17 protein-coding genes are annotated in these 18,298 nt (G+C 72.7%); all 17 read left to right on the forward strand.

Features of this window, described 5'->3' with window-relative positions:
* Window positions 1-16: 16 nt before the first annotated feature.
* On the forward strand, window positions 17-1,579 hold the full coding sequence (locus VFV67_RS12845) for a hypothetical protein (protein WP_326469914.1): 1,563 nt from the start codon (window positions 17-19) through the stop codon (window positions 1,577-1,579).
* 89 nt (window positions 1,580-1,668) lie between these two features.
* Complete coding sequence (locus VFV67_RS12850) at window positions 1,669-3,210, forward strand: UDP-N-acetylmuramoyl-L-alanyl-D-glutamate--2,6-diaminopimelate ligase (RefSeq protein WP_326469915.1); 1,542 nt, start codon at window positions 1,669-1,671, stop codon at window positions 3,208-3,210.
* Window positions 3,207-4,649 carry a UDP-N-acetylmuramoyl-tripeptide--D-alanyl-D-alanine ligase gene (locus tag VFV67_RS12855; RefSeq protein WP_326469917.1) on the forward strand — a complete coding sequence of 481 codons (1,443 nt, stop codon included), beginning with the start codon at window positions 3,207-3,209 and terminating at the stop codon, window positions 4,647-4,649. The genes VFV67_RS12850 and VFV67_RS12855 overlap by 4 nt, the downstream gene beginning before the upstream one ends.
* A complete protein-coding gene (mraY, locus tag VFV67_RS12860; protein WP_326469919.1) occupies window positions 4,646-5,737 on the forward strand; it encodes a phospho-N-acetylmuramoyl-pentapeptide-transferase in 1,092 nt (363 codons plus the stop codon). The genes VFV67_RS12855 and mraY overlap by 4 nt, the downstream gene beginning before the upstream one ends.
* 11 nt (window positions 5,738-5,748) lie before the next feature.
* Window positions 5,749-7,074: a UDP-N-acetylmuramoyl-L-alanine--D-glutamate ligase gene (gene murD / locus VFV67_RS12865; RefSeq protein ID WP_326469921.1), complete on the forward strand. Its 1,326-nt coding sequence runs from the start codon at window positions 5,749-5,751 to the stop codon at window positions 7,072-7,074.
* Complete coding sequence (ftsW, locus tag VFV67_RS12870; protein ID WP_326469922.1) at window positions 7,074-8,453, forward strand: putative lipid II flippase FtsW; 1,380 nt, start codon at window positions 7,074-7,076, stop codon at window positions 8,451-8,453. The genes murD and ftsW overlap by 1 nt, the downstream gene beginning before the upstream one ends.
* Complete coding sequence (gene murG, locus VFV67_RS12875) at window positions 8,450-9,550, forward strand: undecaprenyldiphospho-muramoylpentapeptide beta-N-acetylglucosaminyltransferase (RefSeq protein ID WP_326469923.1); 1,101 nt, start codon at window positions 8,450-8,452, stop codon at window positions 9,548-9,550. Before ftsW ends, murG begins: the two co-directional genes overlap by 4 nt.
* Window positions 9,547-10,938 carry a UDP-N-acetylmuramate--L-alanine ligase gene (murC, locus tag VFV67_RS12880; protein ID WP_326469924.1) on the forward strand — a complete coding sequence of 464 codons (1,392 nt, stop codon included), beginning with the start codon at window positions 9,547-9,549 and terminating at the stop codon, window positions 10,936-10,938. The genes murG and murC overlap by 4 nt, the downstream gene beginning before the upstream one ends.
* Window positions 10,935-11,696, forward strand: a complete 762-nt coding sequence (locus VFV67_RS12885) for a cell division protein FtsQ/DivIB (protein ID WP_326469925.1) — start codon at window positions 10,935-10,937, stop codon at window positions 11,694-11,696. The genes murC and VFV67_RS12885 overlap by 4 nt, the downstream gene beginning before the upstream one ends.
* Window positions 11,697-11,854: 158 nt before the next feature.
* Window positions 11,855-13,102 (forward strand): cell division protein FtsZ, encoded by a 1,248-nt coding sequence (ftsZ, locus tag VFV67_RS12890; RefSeq protein WP_326469927.1) that lies wholly within the window; start codon window positions 11,855-11,857, stop codon window positions 13,100-13,102.
* 37 nt (window positions 13,103-13,139) lie between these two features.
* Complete coding sequence (pgeF, locus tag VFV67_RS12895; RefSeq protein ID WP_326469929.1) at window positions 13,140-13,844, forward strand: peptidoglycan editing factor PgeF; 705 nt, start codon at window positions 13,140-13,142, stop codon at window positions 13,842-13,844.
* Between the two features lie 48 nt (window positions 13,845-13,892).
* Window positions 13,893-14,639 (forward strand): YggS family pyridoxal phosphate-dependent enzyme, encoded by a 747-nt coding sequence (locus VFV67_RS12900; RefSeq protein ID WP_326469936.1) that lies wholly within the window; start codon window positions 13,893-13,895, stop codon window positions 14,637-14,639.
* A gap of 58 nt (window positions 14,640-14,697) precedes the next feature.
* On the forward strand, window positions 14,698-15,390 hold the full coding sequence (locus VFV67_RS12905) for a cell division protein SepF (protein ID WP_326469930.1): 693 nt from the start codon (window positions 14,698-14,700) through the stop codon (window positions 15,388-15,390).
* A 19-nt stretch (window positions 15,391-15,409) separates the two neighbouring features.
* Complete coding sequence (locus tag VFV67_RS12910; protein WP_326469931.1) at window positions 15,410-15,694, forward strand: YggT family protein; 285 nt, start codon at window positions 15,410-15,412, stop codon at window positions 15,692-15,694.
* 51 nt (window positions 15,695-15,745) lie between these two features.
* Complete coding sequence (locus tag VFV67_RS12915) at window positions 15,746-16,573, forward strand: DivIVA domain-containing protein (RefSeq protein ID WP_326469933.1); 828 nt, start codon at window positions 15,746-15,748, stop codon at window positions 16,571-16,573.
* Window positions 16,574-16,614: 41 nt separating this feature from the next.
* Window positions 16,615-17,178, forward strand: a complete 564-nt coding sequence (locus VFV67_RS12920) for a hypothetical protein (protein WP_326469934.1) — start codon at window positions 16,615-16,617, stop codon at window positions 17,176-17,178.
* A 269-nt stretch (window positions 17,179-17,447) separates the two neighbouring features.
* Window positions 17,448-18,298: class I tRNA ligase family protein (locus VFV67_RS12925; RefSeq protein WP_326469935.1), on the forward strand; the 851-nt coding region annotated here is incomplete at its 3' end.

Genomic DNA, 18,298 nt, shown 5'->3' on the forward strand with positions numbered 1-18,298 from the left:
CCGGTTTGATTGAGCCGTGGTCTGGTTCAGCGAGGTCGATCTTCGGGTGGTGGCCGGCCCGGCGTCGTTCTCGCGGGGCCGGGATCTGCTGGACGCCGTCGCCTCGGTGAGCCGGACCGCGGAGGGGGTCGAGGCGGTCGTCTTCGATCCCGATCCGTACCAGGTTTTTCTCGGCCCGGCCTCGCCCGGGCTGATCGGCGAGTGCGGCTGCCCGCTCGGCACCGCGGGCGGGTTCTGCGAGCACTGCGTCGCGGCCGGGCTGGTGCTGCTCGCCGAGCGGTCGGTGGCCGACGCGGGCGCGGTCGACCTCGCCGGGTACCTGCGCACGTTGCCCGTCGACGAACTCGCCGACCTGGTGTGCGAGGTAGCCAGCCGGGACCCGGGGCTGCACCGCAAGCTGACCGTGAGCGCGGCGAACACCCCGGCCGCGCCGCAGGTCGGGGTGCTGCAACGGCATCTGAACACCGCGCTGGCCGTGCGCGGGGCGGTGGACCGGGACGGCAGCCTGGAGTACGCGCGCACCGCCGAGGAGTTGCTGGACACGATCGCCGGGCTGGTCGAGTCCGGGCACGCGGCCGAGGCCCGGCCGCTGGCCCGGCACGCGGTGGAGCGGATCACCGAGAGCATGCTGCTGATCGACGACGCCTCGGCGGTGGTCGGCGCGGCCTGTCAGCGGGCGCTCGGGCTCTACGCGTGGGCCTGCACCCAGGCCCGGCCGAACGCGACCAAGCTGGCCGCGTGGCTCTTCCAGCTCGAGCTGAACAGCCCGGGCTGGCCGACGATCGAGCTGGCGGCGTTCGCCGACGCGCTGGGCGATGCCGGGCTGGCGGCGTACCGCGCGCTGGTGGACGAGGCCTGGGACAACCGCTCCGAGGGCGGTGACATCCGGCGCGCGCTCACCCTGCTGGTCATGCGCGAGCGGCTGGCCCTGCTGCGGGCCGATCCGGAGGTCGCCCCGCCGGACATCGCCGACGTGTTGCCGGCCGAGCTGCCGAGCCCGGCGGCGTTTCTCGGCGTGGCCGGCCGCGGGCAGGCGTCCTGGCTGGCCGAGTTCCTGGTGCAGGCCTATCTGGACTGCGGGCGCGGCAGCGACGCACTGGAGCTGCGCCGGTCCCAGCTGCGCGCGACGCCGACCCGGGAGCAGTACGCCAAACTCAAGGAGACCGCCGTCCGGTTGGAACGCTGGACCGAGATCCGCCCGTGGGCGCTGGACATCCTCTGCGTGTCCGGCGACGGTCTGGTCGGTGCCCTGCTCGACGACGGCGAGCAGGCGGCCGCCTGGGAAGCCGCCGAGAAGTACGACTGCTCCCCACCACTGTGGCTGGAGGTGGCCCGGCTCTGGGTGGACCGCCATCCCGCCGACGTGCTCCCCGGTTACCGCGCCCTGGTCCAGGAAAGCGCGGAGCGCACCGGCCGCACCCACTACCGCCAGGCCGTCGCCCTCCTGCACGAACTCCGCGCCGCCGCCGCACGCTGCGACCGCCTGGACGAGTTCGACGACTTCGTCGCCATCCTGCGCGCCCGCCATCCCCGCAAACGCGCCCTGCTCGACGAGCTGACCCGCGCCGGGTTCGGATAAGGACGCCGGCCCGCCGCGGTTTTCCCTCCGGAGCGGACGATCACCCCGGGCGGGTGGTGGCGGTGCGTGCGCAGGTAGCCTCTCGCGACGTGCCCGCCAAGCTGGTCGGCAAGGCCGCCACGGCGCCACCCCGACCCACCCAGATCGTCCCCGTCCCGCTCGCCGAACTCGGTAACCGGTGCGGGGCGCGGCTGGCCGGCGAGGTGCAGGACGCCGGCCCGGCCACGGTCACCGGGACGACGCTGCGGGCCCAGCAGGTGCGGCCCGGCGACCTGTTCGCCGCCCTGCCCGGCGCCCGGGTGCACGGGGTCGAGTTCGTCCGGCAGGCCCTCGACCGCGGCGCGGTGGCGGTGCTCACCGATCCGGCCGGTGCGGAGCTGGTCGCGGCCGATGTTCCGGTGCTGGTGCACGACGACCCGCGCGGGGTGCTCGGCCCGATCGCGGCCTGGATCTACGGGGAGCCGGCCACCCGGCTCGCCGTGCTCGGGGTGACCGGAACGTCGGGGAAGACCACCACATCGCACATGATCGAGGCCGGGCTGGGTGCGGCCGGCCGGATCACCGGGCTGATCGGCACGGTCGAGACCAGGGTGGCCGGCGAGCGGCTGGACAGTGCGTTCACCACCCCGGAGGCACCGGACCTGCAGGCGCTGCTGGCCGTGATGGTCGAGCGCGGCGTCACGCACGTGCCGATGGAGGTGTCCAGCCACGCGCTGCGGCTCGGCCGGGTGGGCGGCACCCGGTTCGCGGTCGGCGCGTTCACCAACCTGTCCCAGGATCATCTCGACTTCCACAGTGACATGGAGGACTACTTCCGAGCCAAGGCGCTGCTGTTCGACGGCCGGTCGGAGCGGGCCGTGGTGTGCGTGGACGGCGACTGGGGCGCCCGGCTGCTCACCCCGGAGACGGTCACGGTGTCCGCCGAGGGCGCGGCCGACTGGACCGCGACCGCCTACACCACCTCGATCACCGGCGAGCAGTCGTTCGTGATGCACGGACCGGGCGGCCTGGTGCTGCCGGCGACGCTGCCCATGCCCGGCCGGTTCAACGTGGCCAACGCGCTGGTGGCCGCCGCCTGCCTGACCATCGCCGGCGTCGACCCGGACGACATCCTGACCGGGCTGGCCACCGTGCGGGTGCCCGGCCGGATGGAGCGGGTGGCGCTCGGCCAGGACTTCACCGCCGTCGTGGACTACTCGCACAAGCCCGCCGCCGTCGCCCTCGCGCTGGACGCGCTGCGGGCCCGCACCTCCGGCCGGGTGATCGTGGTGCTCGGCTGCGGCGGCGACCGGGACACGGTCAAGCGACCGCTGATGGGCGAGGCCGCCGCCCGGCGCAGCGACCTGCTGATCGTGACCGACGACAACCCGCGCGGCGAGGACCCGGCCGCCATCCGGGCCGCGATGCGCGCCGGGGCCGAGGACGTGCCCGCGGAGCAGCGCGGCGAGGTGATCGACATCGGCGACCGCAGGGCGGCCATCGAGGCCGCGGTCGAGCGCGCCCGGCCCGGCGACGTGGTGGTCATCGCCGGCAAGGGCCACGAGACCGGCCAGGAGATCGCCGGCGTGGTGCACCCGTTCAACGACCGGGACGAGCTGACCGCCGCGATCCGGCGCCGGACGAGCCGATGATCCGCATGACGTTGGGGGAGATCGCCCGCGCGGTCTCCGGACGGCTGCACCGGGCCGGCGGCGACGAGCCGGTCACCGGGACCGTCGAGTTCGACTCCCGGGAGATCACCGCGGGCGGGTTGTTCGTCGCGGTGCCCGGCTCCCGGGTGGACGGTCACGAGTTCGCGGCGCGGGCGGTCGCCGCCGGTGCCGCCGGGGTGCTGGCCGCCCGTCCGGTGGACGCGCCCGCGGTGATCGTGCCGCCGGTGACCGACGCGCACCGGGGCTCGGTCGCACTGGCCGGGGACACCGACGGTTCGGGCGCGGCCGTGCTTGCCGGGCTCGGCGCGCTCGCCAGGACGGTGGCCGCCCGGCTGACCGCGGCCGGGCTCACCGTGGTCGGCCTGACCGGCTCGTCCGGCAAGACCTCCACCAAGGACCTGCTGGCCCAACTGCTCGAGCCGATGGGGCCGACGGTCGCGCCGCCCGGCTCGTTCAACAACGAGCTCGGTCACCCGTGGACGGTGCTGCGGGCCGACGAGCGGACCCGGTACCTGGTGCTGGAGCTGTCCGCGCGCGGCCCCGGCCACATCGCCGCGCTGTGCGCCACCGTTGCGCCGCGGATCGGCATCGTGCTGAACGTGGGCACCGCGCACCTCGGTGAGTTCGGCTCCCGGGCGGAGATCGCCCGCACCAAGGGCGAGCTGGTCGAGGCGCTGCCGGCGGACGGGCTGGCGGTGCTCAACGCCGACGACGAGATCGTGGCCGGTATGGCCGGCAGGACCGCCGCCCGGGTGGTGCTGACCGGCCGGAGCGAGCGCGCCGACGTCCGGGCCGTCGAGGTGGAGCTGGACGAGCAGGCAAGGGCCCGGTTCCGGCTGGTCACGCCGGCCGGCTCGGCGGTGGTGCGACTGGCCCTGCACGGCGCCCACCACGTCGGCAACGCGCTGGCCTGCGCCGCGGTCGCCGGTGAGCTGGGCGCGTCGGTCGACGAGGTGGCGCACCGGTTGTCCGAAGCCCGCCGCCGGTCGGCCCGCCGGATGGAGGTCACCACCCGGCCGGACCGGGTGACCGTGGTCAACGACTCGTTCAACGCCAACCCGGAGTCGATGAGCGCGGCACTGCATACCCTGGCCGCGATGGCCGAGGGCGGCCGGAGATCATGGGCGGTGCTCGGTCTGATGGGCGAGCTGGGCGCGGAGACCGACGCCGCCCACGAGGAGATCGGCCGGCTGGCCGCGCAACTGGGGGTGGACCGGCTGGTGGTGGTCGGCGAACCGGCGGGCGCCATGCTGACCGGCGCGAAGGGAGCGAACTCTGTGCTGGTGCCGGATGTCGAAGCCGCGGTCGCGCTGCTCCGGGCCGAGCTGCGCCCGGATGACGTGGTGCTGATCAAGGCGTCGAAGGTGGCCGCCCTGTGGCGGGTCGCCGACGCGCTGCTCGCCGGTGATGCCGCGTGAAGTCGATCCTGATCGCGGGGGCCATCGCGCTGGTCGTGTCCATCCTGTTCACCCCCTACCTGATCCGGTTCTTCTCCCGGCAGGGCTTCGGCCAGGAGATCCGGGAGGAGGGCCCGCAGGGGCACCAGTCCAAGCGCGGCACGCCGACCATGGGCGGGGTGGCGATCCTGGTCGCGATGTGGGCCGGGTACCTGGTGGCGCACATCGTCAACGCGATGTCCTCGCAGCAGGCCGAGGCACCGACCGCGTCCGGGCTGCTGGTGCTGATGCTCGCCACCGGCCTTGGCATCGTCGGCTTCTTCGACGACTTCATCAAGATCCGCAACCAGCGCAACCTCGGCCTGAACAAGACCGGGAAGATGATCGGGATGCTGCTGGTCGCGGTGACCTTCGGGATCCTCGCCCTGCAGTTCGCCGACGAGAACAACCTGACGCCGGCCTCGGTGCACCTGTCGTTCGTCCGGGACATCTCGATCATCTCGTTCGGCGTGGTCGGGTTCGTGGTGTTCTGCTACCTGGCCACCTCGGCCTGGTCGAACGCGGTGAACTTCACCGACGGCCTCGACGGGCTGGCCGGCGGCTCCTCCGCCCTGGTCTTCGCGATCTACACGGTCATCTCGTTCTGGCAGTTCCGGTACAACTGCGGCGCCGACGATCCGACGGTCGGCTGCTACGACGTGCGCGACCCGCTCGACCTCGCGGTGGTGGCGGCCGCGGCGATGGGTGCCTGCATCGGCTTCCTGTGGTGGAACGCGGCCCCGGCCAAGATCTTCATGGGGGACACCGGCTCGCTCGCGCTCGGTGGCCTGGTCGCCGGGTTGTCCATCACCACCCGCACCGAGCTGTTGATGGTGGTGGTCGGCGGGCTGTTCGTGGTCGAGATGCTGTCCGTGGTGTTGCAGATCGCGGTGTTCCGCACGTCGCGCCGCCGGCTGTTCCGGATGGCGCCGTTCCACCATCACTTCGAGCTCGCCGGGTGGGCGGAAACCACGGTGATCATCAGATTCTGGCTGCTTGCCGGGATCTGTGCGATGTTCGGGCTCGGCCTGTTCTACAGCGAGTGGCTCACCGCCACGACCGGAAACTAGGGACAGGACCGATGTTCGCGGGTCAGCGGGTGCTGGTGGCCGGGGCCGGGGTGACCGGCCGGTCGGTGGTCGAGGCGTTGATCGGCCTCGGCGCGCGGGTGACCGTGACCGACGCCGACCCGGACCGGCTCGCCGGCCTGAACCCGGCCGCGACGCTGGCGCCGAGCCTGACCGCGCCGCCGCAGGGCACCGACCTGGTGGTCACCAGCCCGGGCTGGAAGCCGAGCAGCCAGCTGCTGGTGGCGGCCGCCCGGACGGGCATCGAGGTGATCGGCGACGTGGAGCTGGCCTGGCGGGTGGCCCGCCGGCCGACCTGGCTCGCGGTGACCGGGACCAACGGCAAGACCACCACGGTCGGGATGCTGGCGGCGATCCTGGCCGCGGCCGGGGTGGACGCGGTGGCCTGCGGCAACGTCGGGTTACCGGTGATCGACGCGGTGCTGGCCGGCCACCAGGTGCTGGCCGTCGAGCTGTCCAGCTTCCAGCTGCACTGGCAGTCCTCGGTGCGCCCGGCCGCGGCCGTGGTGCTCAACGTGGCCGAGGACCACCTGGACTGGCACGGCACGGTGGACGCCTACGCCGCGGCCAAGGGCAAGATCTACGACGGGGCCGGGACCGCGGTGTTCAACGCCGACGACGGGTGGTCGACGCGGCTCGCCGACGGGCATCCGGCCCCCGTGGGCTTCACCCTCGACGAGCCCGGCGAGCACCGGTTCGGGATGGTCGAGGGGGTCCTGGTGGACGGCGCCGAGCCGCTGGTCGCGGTGTCCGACCTGCCGGTGCCGGGACTGCACAACGCGGCCAACGCGCTGGCCGCGGCCGCCCTGGCCCGCTGCCACGGGGTGGCCGTGGCGGCGGTGCGCGCCGGGCTGACCGCGTTCGAGCCGGGTGACCACCGGGCGGTGCCGGTGGGCGAGTGGGACGGCGTGCGCTACGTCAACGACTCCAAGGCCACCAACCCGCATGCCGCGGTCAGCTCGCTCGGCGCCTACCCGTCGGTGGTGTGGCTGGCCGGCGGTCTGCTCAAGGGCGCGTCGGTGGACGATCTGGTGGCCGAGGCCGGGCCCCGGCTGCGCGGCGTGGTGCTGCTGGGTGCCGAGGCGGACGCGTTCGCCGCCGCACTGGCGCGACACGCGCCGCAGGTCCCCACGCACCGGGTGGGTCCGGGAGACGATGAGCCCATGATGGCAGCGGTGCGCGCGGCGAGCGGTATGGCCCGGCCCGGGGACGTGGTGCTGCTGGCACCGGCGGCGGCGTCCCAGGACATGTTCCGGGACTACGCGGAGCGGGGAGAGGCGTTCGCGGCCGCGGTGCGGCGGCTGCGCGGAGCGGGCTGATGACCACGGTCGAGCGGGGCCGCCGGAACCGTCCGGCGGCGGCCGCGGGCGCACCGGCCGACCCGCAGCGGCGCCGGTCCGGCCGGGACACCCCCCGGCGGGGCCGGCTGGCCGCGGTGCGCTCGGCGCTGACCGCCTGGCTCGGCCGCCCGCTGGCCTCGTTCCACCTGGTGCTCGCGGTGTGCGGGCTGCTCACCGTGCTCGGTCTCGTGATGGTGGCCTCGGCCTCCGCGGTGATCTCGATGAACAGCGAGTCCTCGGTCTACGCGGTGTTCCGCAAGCAGGTCAGCTACGTGCTGGCCGGCCTGGTGCTGTTCTGGATCGGGCTGCGGCTGCCGCTGCGCCGGGTCCGGGCGCTCAGCCCGATCGGCCTGCTGATCAGCGTGATCATGCTGGTGCTGGTGCTCACCCCGCTCGGCACCACGGTCAACGGAACCCGGAGCTGGTTCACCTTCGGCCCGGTGTCGTTCCAGCCGGTCGAGGCCGCCAAGCTGGCGCTGGCGCTGTGGGGGGCGCACATCCTGATCGTCAAGCGCGCGCTGCTGCACCAGTTCCGGCACCTGCTGGTGCCGATCGTGCCGGCGGCGCTGGTGATGTTCGCGCTGGTGATGCTGCAGCCCGACCTCGGCGGCACGATCACCCTCGGCGTGGTGCTGATCGCGCTGCTGTGGTTCGCCGGCGCGCCGCTGCGGCTGTTCGGCGCGTTCGCCCTCGGCGCGGTGGCCGGCGTGGTGCTGCTGGCGGTGGGCACCAGCTACCGGCTGTCCCGGGTGCTGTCCTTCCTGCATCCCGAGGACGACCCGCACGGCGCGGCGTACCAGGCCCGGCAGGCGGTGCTCGCGCTGGCCGACGGCGGGATGTTCGGCAAGGGTCTCGGCCAGGGACCGTCGAAGTTCGAGTACCTACCCAACGTGCACAACGACTTCATCTTCGCGCTGATCGGGGAGGAGTTGGGGTTCCTCGGCTGCCTGCTGGTGCTCGGCCTGTTCGCCGCGCTGGCGATCACCGGGATCCGGATCGCCACCCGCAACATCGACCCGTGGATCCGGATGGTGTCGGCCACCCTGACGGTGTGGCTGGTGGCCCAGGCGGCGATCAACATCGGCTACGTGGTCGGGTTGCTGCCGGTCACCGGCATCACGCTGCCGCTCATCTCCTCCGGCGGCACCTCGGTGGTGCTCACGTTGCTGGTGTTCGGAATCCTGGCCAACTGTGCGCGCCATGAGCCCGAAGCGGTGGCCGCATTACGCTCTCAGGGGCCCGGCCGGTTCGGCCGGCTGATGCGGCTGCCGGCACCCGATCCGTACCAGCCGCCGACCAAACGCAAGCCGGTGCGCCGGGTCGCCCCGCCGGGCACCGGACAAGGAGGACGTCGTTGAGTGAGGCAAGTCGCCGTGGGCCGTGTGTCGTGGTCGCGGGGGGTGGCACCGCCGGGCACATCGAGCCGGCGCTGGCCCTTGCCGACGCGGTGATGCGGCAACGGCCGGACGCGCGGGTGGTGGCGCTGGGCACCGAGCGCGGCCTTGAGCGGACCATCGTGCCGGCCCGCGGCTACCCGCTGGAGCTGATCCCGCCGGTGCCGATGCCGCGCAAGCCGAACGCGGACCTGCTGCGGCTGCCGTTCAAGGTGCGGGCCGCGGTGAAGATCACCCGCGAGGTGCTGGACCGGGTGGACGCCGACGTGGTGGTCGGGTTCGGCGGGTACGTTGCACTGCCGGCCTACCTGGCCGCCCGCGGCCGGCTGCCGATCGTGGTGCACGAGTCCAACGCCCGCGCCGGGGTGGCCAACAAGATCGGCGCCCGGATGGCCGACCGGGTGGCGGCCGCGGTGCCGGACTCCGGACTGGCCAAGGCGGACGTGATCGGCATCCCGCTCCGCACCTCGATCATCGAGCTGAACCGGCCGGCGCTGCGGGCGGCGGCCCGGGCGCACTTCGGCCTGCACCCCACCGCGCCGACGCTGCTGGTGTTCGGCGGCTCCCAGGGGGCCCGCTCGATCAACACGGCGGTGTCCGGCGCCGCGCGGGCGCTCGCCGACGCCCGGATCGGCGTGCTGCACGCGCACGGACCGAAGAACACCCTTGCGGTGCAGGACGTCGCGGGCGCGCCGCCGTACGTCGCGGTGCCCTACCTGGAGCGGATGGACCTGGCCTACGCCGCGGCCGACGCGGTGCTCTGCCGCAGCGGCGCGATGACCGTGGCCGAGGTGTCCGCGGTCGGCCTGCCCGCGGTGTTCGTGCCGCTGCCGCACGGCAACGGCGAGCAGGCGCTGAACGGCAAGCCGGTGGTGGACGCGGGTGGCGCGGTGTTGGTCGACGACGCCGACCTGCAGCCGTCGACGATCAGCGAGCTGGTCATCCCGCTGCTCACCGATCCCGGCCGGCTGAGCGCGATGAGCGCGGCCGCCCGGGGCACCGGCCACCGCGAGGCGGCCGACGTGCTGGCCCGGATGGTGCTCGAGGTCGTGGACAAGTGAGCGCCGACCCGCTGGAGCGCGCGCACCTGGTGGGCATCGGGGGCGCCGGGATGAGCGGCATCGCCCGGATCCTGATGGCCCGCGGCCTGGCGGTGTCCGGCTCGGACGCGAAGCCGTCCCGGGCGGTGGACGCGCTGCGCGTGCAGGGGGCGCGGATCGCGGTCGGGCAGGCCGCGGCGAACCTGGACCTGCTCGACGGCGGCCCGACCGCCGTGGTGGTGTCCACCGCGATCAAGGAGAGCAACCCGGAACTGGCCGAGGCGCGCCGGCGCGGGCTGCCGGTGCTGCACCGCTCGGCGGCGCTGGCCGCGCTGATGGCCGGGCACCGGGTGGCGTGCATCGCCGGGACGCACGGCAAGACCTCCACCACCTCGATGCTCACGGTGGCGTTGCAGCAGTGCCGGCTGGACCCGTCGTTCGCGATCGGCGGGGATCTCAACGAGTCCGGCGCGAACGCCCACCACGGCACCGGCGACATCTTCGTGGCCGAGGCGGACGAGAGCGACGGGTCGTTCCTGGCGTTCGCGCCGTTGGTGGCGGTGGTGACCAACCTGGAGGCCGATCACCTCGACCACCACGGCACGGTCGAGGCCTACACGGCGGTGTTCGACCAGTTCCTCAAGCGGATCGAGCCGGGCGGGCTGCTGATCGCCTGCGCCGACGACCCGGGCTCGGCCGCGCTGGCCGACCGGGCCGAGGCGGCCGGGATCCGGGTGCGTCGCTACGGCCGCACCGCGACCGACGTGACGCTGCTCGAGCACCGGCCGGAGGGCACCGGCGGCGTGGCCCGGATCTCCTTCGCCGGCACCGAGATCGGGGTGGGCGTCGCGGTTCCCGGCGAGCACATGGCGCTCAACGCGATCGCCGCGCTGCTGGCCGGGCTGGAGCTGGGCGCGCCGCTGGACGGGCTGCTGGCCGGGATCGCGGCGTTCGGCGGGGTGCGGCGCCGGTTCGAGCTGAAGGGCCGGGCCGGCGGCGTGCGGGTGTACGACGACTACGCGCACCATCCCTCCGAGGTGCGCACCCAACTGCTGGCCAGCCGGCCCATCGCCGCGCCCGGCCGGCTGGTGGTGATCTTCCAGCCGCACCTGTACTCGCGCACCCGGCTGTTCGCCGCGGAGTTCGCCGAGGCGCTCGCGCTGGCCGACGAGGTGGTGGTGCTCGACGTGTTCGGCGCGCGGGAGGAGCCGGAGCCCGGGGTGACCGGCGCGCTGATCACGGACGCGGTGCCGCTGCCAAGGGAGCACGTGCACTACGAGCCGTCGTTCGAGCGGGTGCCGGCGCTGGTGGCGGGTCTGGTCGAGGAGGGCGACGTGGTGCTCACCATGGGCGCGGGCGACGTGACCATGCTCGGCCCGGAGTTGCTGACCGAGCTGGATCGCCGGTGACCAGCGGCGTGCGGGACCGCGGCGCCCGGCGGCGCGCGGGCCGGCGCGCCGCCGACCCGGAGCCGGAGGCGGAGTCCAAGGAGCGCCGGCCGTCGGACCAGCGCCGGTACGTGCGGCGGCGCTGGGTCGCGGCCGGGGTGCTCGCCGCCGTGCTCGGCACCGGCTACCTGGTGCTGTTCACGCCGGTGGCCGGCGTACACGAGGTCGAGGTGACCGGGCTGGCCACGATGGACGCCGAGGAGGTGCGCGCCGCCGCGGCGATCGAGCCCGGCACGCCACTGGCCCGGTTGGACACCGAGGAGGTCCGGGACCGGGTGACGCGGCTGCCGAAGGTGTTCGCCGCGGAGGTGACCCGATCGTTCCCCGGCACCGTGCGGATCGCGGTCACCGAGCGCACCCCGGTCGCGGTGGCCGGCGGCGGGCACCTGGTGGACGGCACCGGCCTGGACTACGCCGTGGTGGCGCGGGTCCCGGACGGCCTGCCCAAGCTGACCGTGGACAACGTGCGCCCGGACGACCCGGCCACCCGCGCGGCGGTCGCCGTGCTGGCCGCGATCCCGCGGCAGCTGCGTGCCCGGGTCGTCGAGGTGACCGCGAAGACTCCGGGTGACGTCCGGCTGAGCCTGTCCGACGGCAAGGTGGTGAAGTGGGGCGGGGCGGAGGACTCCGGGCGCAAGGCCGCCGTGCTCGGCGCGCTGCTGTCCCGCGAGGGCCGGACCTACGACGTGACGACCCCGGACTTCCCGACCATTTCCTGAGCCTTTCCAACACCTCGGGCGGCGCACGGCGTGGCGGCTGGATCGGATCACCCGCGATGCCTACCGTCCAGAAGTACGTTCCGGGTTGACATAACTCTCAACCTCTTGTAGAGGTTCAGAGTTTGCCGCCCGGCCTAGATCCAGGAAGGCGAAGGGCGATGACACCCCCGCACAACTACCTTGCCGTGATCAAGGTCGTCGGCATCGGCGGCGGCGGGGTCAACGCTGTCAACCGGATGATCGAGGTCGGCCTCAAGGGCGTCGAGTTCATCGCGGTCAACACCGACGCGCAGGCCCTGCTGATGTCCGACGCCGACGTGAAGCTGGACATCGGCCGGGAGCTGACCAGGGGTCTCGGCGCCGGCGCCAACCCCGAGGTGGGGCACCGGGCGGCCGAGGACCACCGGGAGGAGATCGAGGAGGTCCTCAAGGGCGCCGACATGGTGTTCGTGACCGCGGGCGAGGGCGGCGGCACCGGCACCGGCGGCGCGCCGGTGGTGGCCAGCATCTCCCGCAAGCTGGGCGCGCTGACCATCGGCGTGGTCACCCGGCCGTTCTCGTTCGAGGGCAAGCGCCGGGCCAAGCAGGCCGACGACGGGATCACCAACCTGCGCAACGAGTGCGACACGCTGATCGTGATCCCGAACGACCGGCTGCTGCAGCTCGGCGACATCGGGGTGTCCCTGATGGACGCGTTCCGCTCGGCCGACGAGGTGCTGCTCTCCGGTGTCCAGGGCATCACCGACCTGATCACCACCCCGGGTCTGATCAACCTGGACTTCGCCGACGTGAAGAGCGTGATGTCCGGCGCGGGCAGCGCGCTGATGGGCATCGGCTCGGCCCGGGGCGAGGGCCGGTCGATCCAGGCGGCCCAGAAGGCGATCAACTCCCCGCTGCTCGAGGCGTCCATGGACGGCGCGCACGGCGTGCTGCTGGCCATCGCCGGCGGCTCGGACCTCGGCCTGTTCGAGATCAACGAGGCCGCCTCGCTGGTCCAGGAGTCCGCGCACCCGGAGGCCAACATCATCTTCGGCACGGTGATCGACGACTCGCTCGGCGACGAGGTGCGGGTGACCGTGATCGCGGCCGGGTTCGACAGCGGGACGCCGACGCACAAGAAGCTGGATCCGACCCTGGTCGGCTCGCGCGGGCCGGTCGCCGCGGGCACCGCCGGCCAGGTCCAGCACCGGCCGGCCGCGCCGGCCCAGCCGGTGCCGCCGGCCGCGCCACCGGCGCAGACCCCGCCGAAGCAGGGCTTCCAGAGCACCAACCCGATGAGCGCGACCAACCCGGCGACCGGCAACGGCGTGCCCGGCCAGCGCGGCGGCACCCTGCCCGGCCGCACCACGCCGGTGGTCGACGACCCCGACGACGAGGTGGATGTGCCGCCGTTCATGCGTCGGTAGGTTGACAGGTCGACAGACGCCGTTCGGGAGCAGTCCAGTGCGTGTTCGGAGAGTGGTGACCACTCGTGCCGGTGGGGTCTCGCAGCCGCCGTACGACTCGTTCAACCTGGGCGCGGGCGTGGGCGACGATCCGGAGTCGGTGGCGGCGAACCGCAAGCGGCTGGCCGACGAGCTGAGCCTGCGACCGGACCGGCTGGTGTGGATGGAGCAGGTGCACGGGCGCACCGCGGTCGTGGTGGACGGCCCGCGGGACGCCCCGGTGCCGATGACCGACGCGCTGGTCACCGCGGTGCCCGGGCTGGCCGTGGTGGCGCTGGTCGCCGACTGCGTGCCGGTGCTGCTGGCCGATCCGGAGGCCGGCGTGGTCGGGGCGGTGCACGCCGGGCGGGTGGGCGCCCGGATCGGCGTGCTGCGGGCGGCGCTGGCGGCCATGCGGTCGGCCGGTGCCGCGGTGGATCGGATCGAGGTGCTGCTGGGCCCGTCGGTGTGCGGCGAGTGCTACGAGGTACCCGAGGCGATGCGCGCCGATGTCGAGGAGCACCTGCCGGGCAGCGCTTGCCGCACCCGGGCCGGGACGCCGGGACTGGACTTGCGGGCCGGGCTGTGGCGCCAACTCGCCGACGCCGGGGTGGCCCGGATCGGCATTGACCCGCGGTGCACGGTCGAGGACACCACTTTGTTCAGTCACCGCAGAAACGGCACCACTGGGCGATTGGCCGCCGTGACCTGGGTCGAGAAATGAGCCGTATTTCGCAAAGAATTCGCCTGAATATCCGCTCTATTGTGGAAGATTACCGTGACCGACGGTGACGAAAACCGGCGTGCGGAACTGGCCGCCGCGTTGGCCGGCGTGCGCGACCGGATCGCGGCCGCCGCCCGGGCCGCGAACCGCGACCCGGCCGGCATCCGGCTGCTGGCCGTGACCAAGACCCGGCCGGCCATCGACGCCGCCCTGCTCACCGACATCGGCGTGGTCGACCTGGCGGAGAACCGCGAGCAGGAGGGCGCGGCCAAGGCGGTCGAGCTGGCCGGGCTGCGCCCGACGGCCAGGGTCCGGTGGCATCTGGTCGGCCGGCTGCAGCGCAACAAGGCCCGCTCGCTGTCCCGGTGGGCCGCCGAGGTGCAGTCGGTCGACTCGGCGCGGCTGGCCGAGGCCCTGGCCCGCGGGGTCGCCGCGGCGCGGGCCGCCGGCGAGCGCGCCGGCTCGCTGGACGTGTTGATCCAGGCCAGCATCGACGGCGACCCGGATCGCGGCGGCTGCCCGATCGCGGAACTGCCCGGGTTGGCCGATCGTGTCGTCCGTTCGAGTGATTTGCGGCTGCGCGGGCTGATGGCCGTCGCACCGCTGGCCATGGAGCCCGCCGCGGCCTTCGAACTCCTTGCGGCTGCGGCAGATCGACTGCGTCGTGATCATCCCGGGGCCACCGAGCTGTCCTCCGGCATGAGCGGTGATCTTGAGCAGGCCATCGCGCACGGGTCGACCTGCGTGCGTGTCGGAACCGCCCTGCTCGGTGAGCGGCCGCTAGCCTCGCCTTGACAAGTGTTCAGCACGGGTTCCGGAAACGGAGCAGGCGGACGGAGTGCGAGGCAGGTCGATGGGCGCTTTGCAGAAGCTGAAGGCGTACTTCGGCATGATCCCGGCGGAGGACTTCGACGAGTACGACGCCGAGGACTGGGCCGCCGAGCCGAGCCGCACGCACGCCCACGACCGGGGTCACCGCCCGAGCTACCTCAGCGACGAGGACGAGTACGAGCCCTACCCGCCCGCCCGCCGCCGGTTGTTCGGCGGCCTGCGCCCGGGCTACCGGGAGGCCGACGCCGTCGAACTGGACCGCCGCGAGGAGGCCTACCTCCCACCGGCCCGGCCCAGGTCACAACCGGTGTGGGCGGCCGAACCGGCGCCACCGCCGCCGCCGACGCACGGCGCACTCGCCGTCGAAACCAGGAGGGAGCCGGTGAGCAGGATGCGTCCCGAGCCCGCCGCCGTGCCGCCCGCAGGCGGCTACCCGCACGGCCGGATCGTCACGCTGCACCCGACCAGTTACAACGAGGCACGGGCGATCGGTGAGCACTACCGGGACGGCACCCCGGTGATCATGAACCTGACCGACATGGACGATGCGGACGCGAAACGCCTGGTTGACTTCGCGGCCGGACTGGCGTTTGCTCTGCGTGGTTCGATCGACAAGGTCACCAACAAGGTGTTCTTGATCTCACCGCCGAATGTCGACCCATCTGCGGAGGACAAGCGACGGATAGCGGAGGGTGGGTTGCTCGCCCGAAGTTGAGTGATGGCAGAGTTGACATGTGGAACCCCTGTGGCTCGCTGTGTACTGGGTGCTCTTCGCGTTCTGGCTGCTACTGACAGCACGCGTGGTGGTGGAGCTGGTTCGCGCGTTCGCGCGCGACTGGCGCCCCGCGGGTGGAGTTGCGGTAGCGCTCGAGAGCATCTACACAGTGACCGATCCTCCGGTGCGGTTAGTTCGTCGGATCATCCCGATGGTCCGGATCGGAGGCGTAGGGCTGGACCTATCGATTATGGTGCTGCTGTTGGTCGTGTTCATCTTGATGCGACTGGCATATCCCGGATGATGGGGATCATCCTGGGCGACCTGGCAGCCATGGAGTGCGTGAGGTGATCTGATGTCGTTGACCCCCGCTGACGTACATAATGTTGCGTTCAGCAAGCCTCCCATCGGCAAGCGGGGCTACAACGAGGACGAGGTTGACGCCTTCCTTGACCTGGTCGAGGTTGAGCTCTCCAGGCTGATCGAGGAGAACAACGACCTGCGGGCGCAGATCGAGCAGCTGGACGCGCAGCTCGACTCCACGCGGGCCGACCTCGACGACGCCACCCGGCTGCACCCGGCCGTTCCCCCGGTCCGGGAGGAGCCGCGGCGCCTGCAGCCCGTGCCGCCGCCCAGCGCGCTCGAGCAGACCTCGCCGGGCGGTGGTGGTGACCATCACGTGCAGGCCGCCAAGGTGCTCGGTCTGGCCCAGGAGATGGCCGACCGGCTCACCGGCGAGGCCAAGTCCGAGGCCGACAGCATGCTGTCCGAGGCACGCACCAAGTCGGAGCAGCTGCTCTCGGAGGCCCGGGCGAAGGCCGACGGCATGGTCAACGAGGCCAGGACACGGGCCGAGACCATGCTCAACGACGCCAGAACCCGCTCGGAGACCCTCGAACGCCAGGCGCGCGAAAAGGCCACCGCGCTCGAACGCGACGCCCAGCGCCAGCACAACGAGATCCTCGGCGCGGTCCAGTCCGAGCGCACCTCGCTGGAGAAGAAGATCGACGAGCTGCGCACCTTCGAACGCGAGTACCGCACCCGGTTGAAGACGTTCCTCGAGTCCAGCCTGCGTGAGCTGGGCGACCGGGGCTCCGCGGCGCCGTCCGCGGCCGGCGACAGCGGCGGTGGCCGCGGAGGCGGGCAGGGCTACGCCTTCGGTCCCCGCGCCGAAGCCGGATGATCGCAATGTGACCCTGTTCGGCGACCGCTAGGCGCATCCGAGTGCTCTACCTGGTACTGATTCTGGTGATCGCGGCCTTCGCGCTGCTGATCGCCGCCCTGACCACCGCCGTCACCGTCTGGGCATGGGCCTCGGTCGTCATCAGCGTCGTCGCCGCCGGGCTCCTCGTCTTCGACTGGCTCCGCGGTCGTCGCCGGCTCGCCGCCACCTCCGCCCCCCGTCGGGCCGAGGACAACGGCCTTCCCCCCACCCGCTCGGCAGCGCCGCCACCCGTCGAACTGACGTCATTCATCGACCCACTCGACCGCTTGGCGCATCAGCCCGATCGGGCAACCGAGCCCCCGCCCGGCGAAGGCCCCGAGCCCGGCGAAGAGCCCACCGACGCCGCCGACCTGCTCATCGTCGCCGCCCTGGACAGCGAAGTCCGGGTGGTCGACGAACACCCCCGCTACCACCTCGCCGACTGCACCTGGCTCCCGGGCAAATCCACCATCCCCCTGCCCGTCTCCGAAGCCCGCGAACTCGGCTTCACTCCCTGCGCCCGCTGCACCCCCGACACCACCCTCGCCGCCCACCACCGCAACACCCGCCAGCCCAACCGCTGACCCACCCCGACTCCGGGAGCGGGGCGTGGCGGAATTGGGTTGGGTGGACCGGCTAGGCTGGTGAGTACAGGCATCGATCCGGCCATCACCGGGGAGCCTCCGGAAGAACGGGCGTCGAAGCCCCAGTAGAACCGGACGGGACGGCCCGTGACAGCCGATTTCGAGCGGTCGCCGCGACGGTGCGGCGGCAAGCGGGGTGGTACCGCGGAGCGCCCGTCGCGCTTCGTCCCCGCGTGGACGACATGATCGGCACGCGAGGAGTACCACCGATGGCATACCCCAAGGCACAGCATGGCGGCGAGGCGACCGTGCCGTCGCAGCCGTCGTTTCCGGTGCTGGAGCGAGCGGTCCTCGAGTACTGGGCCGCCGACCGCACGTTCCCGGCCAGTGTGGACGCCCGGCCCGCCGGTACCCATGGCGCCAACGAGTTCGTCTTCTACGACGGCCCGCCGTTCGCCAACGGGCTGCCGCACTACGGCCACCTGCTCACCGGGTACGTCAAGGACCTCATCCCGCGCTTCCAGACCATGCGCGGGCGCCGGGTCGAGCGCCGCTTCGGCTGGGACACCCACGGGCTGCCCGCCGAGCTCGAGGCGATGCGCCAGCTCGGCATCAAGACCACCGACGAGATCGTCGAGATGGGCATCGAGAAGTTCAACGCCGCCTGCCGCGAGTCGGTGATGCGCTACACCGGTGACTGGCGCGAGTACGTCACCCGCCAGGCGCGCTGGGTCGACTTCGACCACGACTACCGCACGATGAACCCCGACTACATGGAGTCGGTGATCTGGGCCTTCAAGCAGCTCTACGACAAGGGCTGGATCTACGAGGGCTTCCGAGTGCTGCCCTACTGCTGGAACGACGAGACGCCGCTCTCCAACCACGAGCTGCGGATGGACGACGACGTCTACAAGATCCGCCAGGACCCGGCCGTCACCGTCGGTTTCGACATCACCACCGAGGGTCCGTTCCGGGGCGCCAAGCTGCTCGTGTGGACGACGACCCCGTGGACGCTGCCGAGCAACCTGGCGGTGATGGTCGGCGAGGAGATCGACTACGTGGTGGTCGACGTGGACGGCTCCCGCTACGTCGTGGCCGAGGCGCGGCTGTCGGCGTTCTC

Origin of the sequence: Actinophytocola sp. (assembly GCF_035762905.1) — a bacterium.
Classification (GTDB): Bacteria; Actinomycetota; Actinomycetes; order Mycobacteriales; family Pseudonocardiaceae; genus DASYTH01.

Coding starts and splice junctions, on each gene's coding strand:
- VFV67_RS12855 (WP_326469917.1), top strand. CDS start 3,207: ATGATCCGCATGACGTTGGGGGAGATCGCCCGCGCGGTCTCCGGACGG.
- murD (WP_326469921.1), top strand. CDS start 5,749: ATGTTCGCGGGTCAGCGGGTGCTGGTGGCCGGGGCCGGGGTGACCGGC.
- ftsW (WP_326469922.1), top strand. CDS start 7,074: ATGACCACGGTCGAGCGGGGCCGCCGGAACCGTCCGGCGGCGGCCGCG.
- ftsZ (WP_326469927.1), top strand. CDS start 11,855: ATGACACCCCCGCACAACTACCTTGCCGTGATCAAGGTCGTCGGCATC.
- VFV67_RS12905 (WP_326469930.1), top strand. CDS start 14,698: ATGGGCGCTTTGCAGAAGCTGAAGGCGTACTTCGGCATGATCCCGGCG.
- VFV67_RS12915 (WP_326469933.1), top strand. CDS start 15,746: ATGTCGTTGACCCCCGCTGACGTACATAATGTTGCGTTCAGCAAGCCT.